This is a genomic window from Campylobacter concisus (genome assembly GCF_002913865.1).
GTDB classification, from domain to species: Bacteria; Campylobacterota; Campylobacteria; order Campylobacterales; family Campylobacteraceae; genus Campylobacter_A; species Campylobacter_A concisus_AM.
This window is the reverse complement of the sequence record NZ_POYX01000061.1, coordinates 1-6794: the sequence shown is the minus strand read 5'-3', so window position 1 is coordinate 6794 and position 6794 is coordinate 1. Positions and strand designations below refer to the sequence as shown.

The following is a 6794-nucleotide window of genomic DNA, read 5'->3' as shown; positions in this document are numbered from 1 at the left end:
GTTCTTTTAACTTACAATTGTTAAACTATTAGTCAATCTTTGAAATCTAAACAAGTGATCGATTGAGCCAGTCTATTATGATTAAATAATAGATTAGACAAACTAATATATAAAAACTAAAAAGTTTTTTTGATTAAAAACTTCATAATAAATACTAAAAGCAATTTTAGTAAAAACATTATTACTAGATTGCATTAGCAATCTTAGTCTTTAGTGTTGCTTCTTAGTAAAGCTTTGCTTTACGCTAAAGAAGGTTAATATGGAGAGTTTGATCCTGGCTCAGAGTGAACGCTGGCGGCGTGCCTAATACATGCAAGTCGAACGGACAAGTAAGAGCTTGCTCTTATGAGTTAGTGGCGCACGGGTGAGTAATGTATAGCTAATCTGCCCTACACTAGAGGACAACAGTTGGAAACGACTGCTAATACTCTATACTCCTGTCTGACATAAGTTAGATAGGGAAAGTTTTTCGGTGTAGGATGAGGCTATATTGTATCAGCTAGTTGGTGAGGTAATGGCTCACCAAGGCTATGACGCATAACTGGTCTGAGAGGATGATCAGTCACACTGGAACTGAGACACGGTCCAGACTCCTACGGGAGGCAGCAGTAGGGAATATTGCTCAATGGGGGAAACCCTGAAGCAGCAACGCCGCGTGGAGGATGACACTTTTCGGAGCGTAAACTCCTTTTGTTAGGGAAGAACAATGACGGTACCTAACGAATAAGCACCGGCTAACTCCGTGCCAGCAGCCGCGGTAATACGGAGGGTGCAAGCGTTACTCGGAATCACTGGGCGTAAAGGACGCGTAGGCGGATTATCAAGTCTCTTGTGAAATCCTATGGCTTAACCATAGAACTGCTTGGGAAACTGATAATCTAGAGTGAGGGAGAGGCAGATGGAATTGGTGGTGTAGGGGTAAAATCCGTAGAGATCACCAGGAATACCCATTGCGAAGGCGATCTGCTGGAACTCAACTGACGCTAATGCGTGAAAGCGTGGGGAGCAAACAGGATTAGATACCCTGGTAGTCCACGCCCTAAACGATGTATACTAGTTGTTGCTAAGCTAGTCTTGGCAGTAATGCACCTAACGGATTAAGTATACCGCCTGGGGAGTACGGTCGCAAGATTAAAACTCAAAGGAATAGACGGGGACCCGCACAAGCGGTGGAGCATGTGGTTTAATTCGAAGATACGCGAAGAACCTTACCCGGACTTGATATCTAACAAATCATCTAGAGATAGAAGAGTGTCTGCTTGCAGAAATGTTAAGACAGGTGCTGCACGGCTGTCGTCAGCTCGTGTCGTGAGATGTTGGGTTAAGTCCCGCAACGAGCGCAACCCACGTCATTAGTTGCTAACAGTTCGGCTGAGCACTCTAATGAGACTGCCTTCGTAAGGAGGAGGAAGGTGTGGACGACGTCAAGTCATCATGGCCCTTATGTCCGGGGCGACACACGTGCTACAATGGCATATACAATGAGAAGCAATATCGCGAGATGGAGCAAATCTATAAAATATGTCCCAGTTCGGATTGGAGTCTGCAACTCGACTCCATGAAGCCGGAATCGCTAGTAATCGTAGATCAGCCATGCTACGGTGAATACGTTCCCGGGTCTTGTACTCACCGCCCGTCACACCATGGGAGTTGATTTCACTCGAAGCCGGAATACTAAATTAGTTACCGTCCACAGTGGAATCAGCGACTGGGGTGAAGTCGTAACAAGGTAACCGTAGGAGAACCTGCGGTTGGATCACCTCCTTTCTAGAGTACATATAGATATTCTCTCACAAGATATCTATAAGAAAGATATTCTCAATCATCCTTGTTTAGTTTTGAAAGATTGATAGACCTATAGGGGCCTATAGCTCAGCTGGTTAGAGTGCACCCCTGATAAGGGTGAGGTCACAAGTTCAAGTCTTGTTAGGCCCACCAGAGAATTTAATTGGGGAATTAGCTCAGCTGGGAGAGCGCCTGCTTTGCACGCAGGAGGTCAGCGGTTCGATCCCGCTATTCTCCACCATAAAATAGTTTAACTACATTAAGTCTAATTAGAGAGCTTAAATTTAAACTTTCTAATTAGACTTTTGTCTAAATGTTCTTTTAATTAATATTGTTAATAGTCACAAGCAAGTTTTAAAAACAATTTTACAGGACTTGTTAAAGATTTAAATTTCTATTCTCTTTGCATTTAATGCAAAAGTTTGACATCACAATCTATTTAGGATTTAAAACTTATCTAAATAGTAGTCAATGCTTTCCGTCTTGAGAGCTAGAATTTAAATGTAGTAACATAAAGTTATCTTTAACAAGGAAGTGATGCGAATTAGAATAATCTAATATAGAAAAGGTAAGCTACAAAGAGCAAGTGGTGGATGCCTTGGCTAGTAGAGGCGATGAAAGACGTGCCAGGCTGCGATAAGTCTCGGGGAGCCGTCAAGGGGCTTTGATCCGGGAATTTCTGAATGGGGCAACCCAACTAATAGAGATATTAGTTACCGTATAACGGAGCGAACGAGGGGAATTGAAACATCTTAGTACCCTCAGGAAAAGAAATCAAAAGAGATTACGCTAGTAGCGGCGAGCGAACGCGTAAGAGGGCAAACCACTAGTTTACTAGTGGGGTTGTAGGACTGCAATATAGACTAAACTTAGCTAATAGAACAACCTGGAAAGGTTGGGCGTAGAGGGTGATACCCCCGTATATGAAAGCTTTGTTTTACTTAGCAGTATCCTGAGTAGGGCGGAACACGTGATATTCTGTCTGAAGCTGGGTAGACCACTATCCAACCCTAAATACTACTACTAGACCGATAGTGCACAAGTACCGTGAGGGAAAGGTGAAAAGAACTGAGGTGATCAGAGTGAAATAGAACCTGAAACCATTTGCTTACAATCATTCAGAGCCCTATGATTTATCAGGGTGATGGACTGCCTTTTGCATAATGAGCCTGCGAGTTGTGATGTCTGGCAAGGTTAAGGAAACCTGGAGCCGTAGCGAAAGCGAGTCTTAATAGGGCGTTTAGTCAGACGTTGCAGACCCGAAACGATGTGATCTATCCATGAGCAGGTTGAAACCGGTGTAAGAGCCGGTGGAGGACCGAACCCGCTAGCGTTGAAAAGCTATGGGATGACTTGTGGATAGGGGTGAAAGGCCAATCAAACATCGTGATAGCTGGTTCTCTCCGAAATATATTTAGGTATAGCGTCATGTAGTAACACTAGGGGGTAGAGCACTGAATGGGCTAGGGCATACACCAATGTACCAAACCCTATCAAACTCCGAATACCTAGTGTGTAATCATGGCAGTCAGGCGGCGAGTGATAAAATCCGTCGTCGAGAGGGGAACAACCCAGACTAACAGCTAAGGTCCCTAAATCTCATTTAAGTGGAAAACGATGTGGAGTTACTTAAACAACCAGGAGGTTGGCTTAGAAGCAGCCATCCTTTAAAGAAAGCGTAATAGCTCACTGGTCTAGTGATTCTGCGCGGAAAATATAACGGGGCTAAAATGAGTACCGAAGCTTTAGACTTAGTTTTACTAAGTGGTAGGAGAGCGTTGTATTTGCGTTGAAGGTATACCGGTAAGGAGTGCTGGAGCGAATACAAGTGAGCATGCAGGCATGAGTAGCGATAATTGGGGTGAGAATCCCCAACGCCGTAAACCCAAGGTTTCCTACGCGATGCTCGTCATCGTAGGGTTAGCCGGGTCCTAAGCAAAGTCCGAAAGGGGTATGCGATGGAAAATTGGTTAATATTCCAATGCCAACTATAATGTGCGATGGAAGGACGCTTAGAGTTAGAGGAGCCAGCGGATGGTAGTGCTGGTCGAAAGGTGCAGGTTGGAGTTCAGGCAAATCCGAACTCCTTTAAGCCGAGGCCTTACAGGTGCGTGAAGTTCTTCGGAATGAATCGTAAATCCTTGATACTGTCGAGCCAAGAAAAGTTTCTAAGTTTAGTTATAGTTGCCCGTACCGTAAACCGACACAGGTGGGTGGGATGAGTATTCTAAGGCGCGTGGAAGAACTCTCTTCAAGGAACTCTGCAAAATAGCACCGTATCTTCGGTATAAGGTGTGCCTAACTTTGTGAAGGATTTACTCCGTAAGCATTGAAGGTTACAACAAAGAGTCCCTCCCGACTGTTTACCAAAAACACAGCACTCTGCTAACTCGTAAGAGGATGTATAGGGTGTGACGCCTGCCCGGTGCTCGAAGGTTAATTGATGACGTTAGCTCTGCGAAGCGTTTGATCGAAGCCCGAGTAAACGGCGGCCGTAACTATAACGGTCCTAAGGTAGCGAAATTCCTTGTCGATTAAATATCGACCTGCATGAATGGCGTAACGAGATGGGAGCTGTCTCGAAGAGGGATCCAGTGAAATTGTAGTGGAGGTGAAAATTCCTCCTACCCGCGGCAAGACGGAAAGACCCCGTGGACCTTTACTACAGCTTGACACTGCTATTGGGATAAAAATGTGCAGGATAGGCGGGAGGCTTTGATCCATAGACGCCAGTTTATGGTGAGCCATTGTTGAGATACCGCTCTTTTTTATTCTGATAGCTAACTAGCTTGAGTTATCCTCAAGTAGGACAATGTCTGGTGGGTAGTTTGACTGGGGCGGTCGCCTCCCAAAATGTAACGGAGGCTTACAAAGGTTGGCTCAGAACGGTTGGAAATCGTTCGTAGAGTATAAAGGCATAAGCCAGCTTAACTGCGAGACATACACGTCAAGCAGAGACGAAAGTCGGTCTTAGTGATCCGGTGGTTCTGTGTGGAAGGGCCATCGCTCAAAGGATAAAAGGTACCCCGGGGATAACAGGCTGATCTCCCCCAAGAGCTCACATCGACGGGGAGGTTTGGCACCTCGATGTCGGCTCATCGCATCCTGGGGCTGGAGCAGGTCCCAAGGGTATGGCTGTTCGCCATTTAAAGCGGTACGCGAGCTGGGTTCAGAACGTCGTGAGACAGTTCGGTCCCTATCTGCCGTGGGCGTAAGAAGATTGAGGAGAGTTGACCCTAGTACGAGAGGACCGGGTCGAACCAACCACTGGTGTACGAGTTGTCCTGCCAAGGGCACCGCTCGGTAGCTATGTTGGGATGTGATAACTGCTGAAAGCATCTAAGCAGGAAGCCAACTCCAAGATGAATCTTCTTTTAAGAGCTCATATAGACTATGTGTTTGATAGGCTGGGTGTGTAATGGATGAAAGTCCTTTAGCTGACCAGTACTAATAGCTCGTCTGCTTATCTTTTAATAAGCATCACTTCCTTGTTAAGGATAAAAACTTAATAAGATATGTTTTTATAAAACTTTGTTTATGACTTTTAACTTTATCCAGTAGTGTTAAATAAGAGATTTATATAATATATCTTTTATTTAACACTGCCCGTGACTATACAGACGAGGAAACGCCTTGCTCCATCTCGAACCAAGAAGCTAAGCTCGTCCTGGCTGATGATACTCTCCCTTACTGGGATGTTGGAAAAGTAGGTCGTTGCGGGCTTTGTTGTTTATCTGCTTAATTCTTATATTTTTAGTCAAATTTTTTGTTATTCTTGCATATTGTTTTTTAAGTTTGTAGTTTATGATAGGAAATTTTGATTGGGTTTTAGGTAGTTATATAAAATTTTAATACATGTGTTATCAAAAAAATTATGATAAAAAATTTTTAGATTTTTAACAATGTTTTATTTTTTTATTCTGATAGAAACTTAAAATAGCCTATGAAGTTTTAAAATCTAAAATTTAAGCTGCTTGGTACTATAAGGTCGAATGCGATATAAAGTGGCTTGTTTAGTTAAGAAAGTCTTGCTTATTTAAAGATATGAACGATTGAATAAAAGCTAGAAAAATTAGTAAGGTGTAAAAATAGCTATATATCTACTAAAAACTCCAAGAATAATTAAAAGCCCTATCTTTTAGGGCTCACTCTTTTTAAAAACACTAAATTTTCTCTTTGATTTTCTCAAAATTGGGTAGATTTGACACAGCTACAAATGATAAATTGCCATTAAATTGCATAAAAGGAGCAAAGAAATGGCAATAACTACAACTGGGTTTCAAGCCCCAGCAACAAAAAGAGAAGGGCTAAAGCCTTCGGTATATGACAAAATAATTTTAATAGGTGCTGACGAGACGCCTATACTTAAACTAATTGGCACTTCAAGTGTTAAAGGTATAGAGCACTCTTGGCTAACTGACAGCTTAGCTGCCCCAAAGAAAAACGCACAGCTAGAGATTTCTGACTTTGACGATCAGATCAAATCAAGCGTGCAAAAGACTTCAAACGCAGTGCAAATTTTCACTTCAAACGTTAGCGTTTCAAGAAGTATGCAAGCAGTGGCAACTTATGGCGGTAAAGAGCTAGAGCGCGAGACGGCTAAAAGAGCAAAAGAGCATAAGCTGGATATGGAGTATGCTATCTTTGGTCTAGGCAGTGATGCTGATGTTAAAAATCAATTTACAAGCAAATTCCTAATCGGACTTGAAAACGGCAAAAGCATCACAACCAAAGAAATTTATAACATCACCTACCTTGAAAACGACCTCAAATTTAAAGAACTATCTAGCAAAGATAGGCTTTATAAAAAGGTAGATATGAGAGTTTAGGAGTAAATTTATACAGACTAAAAAGCCTTTGCAAAATAAATCTTTTCATAAAAAAGACGATATCTTTGGTGTGAGTTAAAGCTAAAAGGATCTAAGATGATAAACGCACTTGGTAGCTACCCCTTGAATTTAGAGCAGAACATAAAGGTATCAACCAAAGCTTCTACCAACCAAACCAGC

Annotated in this window: 1 protein-coding gene, 2 tRNA genes and 3 rRNA genes; all 6 read left to right on the top strand. The window is 42.6% G+C overall.

The window, feature by feature from the left end; translation table 11 throughout:
* Positions 1 to 256: 256 nt before the first annotated feature.
* Positions 257 to 1767 (top strand): 16S ribosomal RNA (locus tag CYP77_RS04060).
* A gap of 94 nt (positions 1768 to 1861) precedes the next feature.
* Positions 1862 to 1938 (top strand) — tRNA-Ile (locus CYP77_RS04055).
* Between the two features lie 12 nt (positions 1939 to 1950).
* A tRNA-Ala gene (locus CYP77_RS04050) sits at positions 1951 to 2026 on the top strand.
* 325 nt (positions 2027 to 2351) lie between these two features.
* Positions 2352 to 5256: ribosomal RNA gene (locus tag CYP77_RS04045) — 23S ribosomal RNA — on the top strand.
* Positions 5257 to 5389: 133 nt separating this feature from the next.
* Positions 5390 to 5508, top strand: a 5S ribosomal RNA gene (gene rrf, locus CYP77_RS04040).
* Together the 16S, 23S and 5S rRNA genes with 2 tRNA genes alongside form the textbook arrangement of a ribosomal RNA operon.
* Before the next feature lie 533 nt (positions 5509 to 6041).
* Positions 6042 to 6614 (top strand): SU10 major capsid protein, encoded by a 573-nt coding sequence (locus CYP77_RS04035; RefSeq protein ID WP_103565711.1) that lies wholly within the window; start codon positions 6042 to 6044, stop codon positions 6612 to 6614.
* Positions 6615 to 6794: the final 180 nt, after the last annotated feature.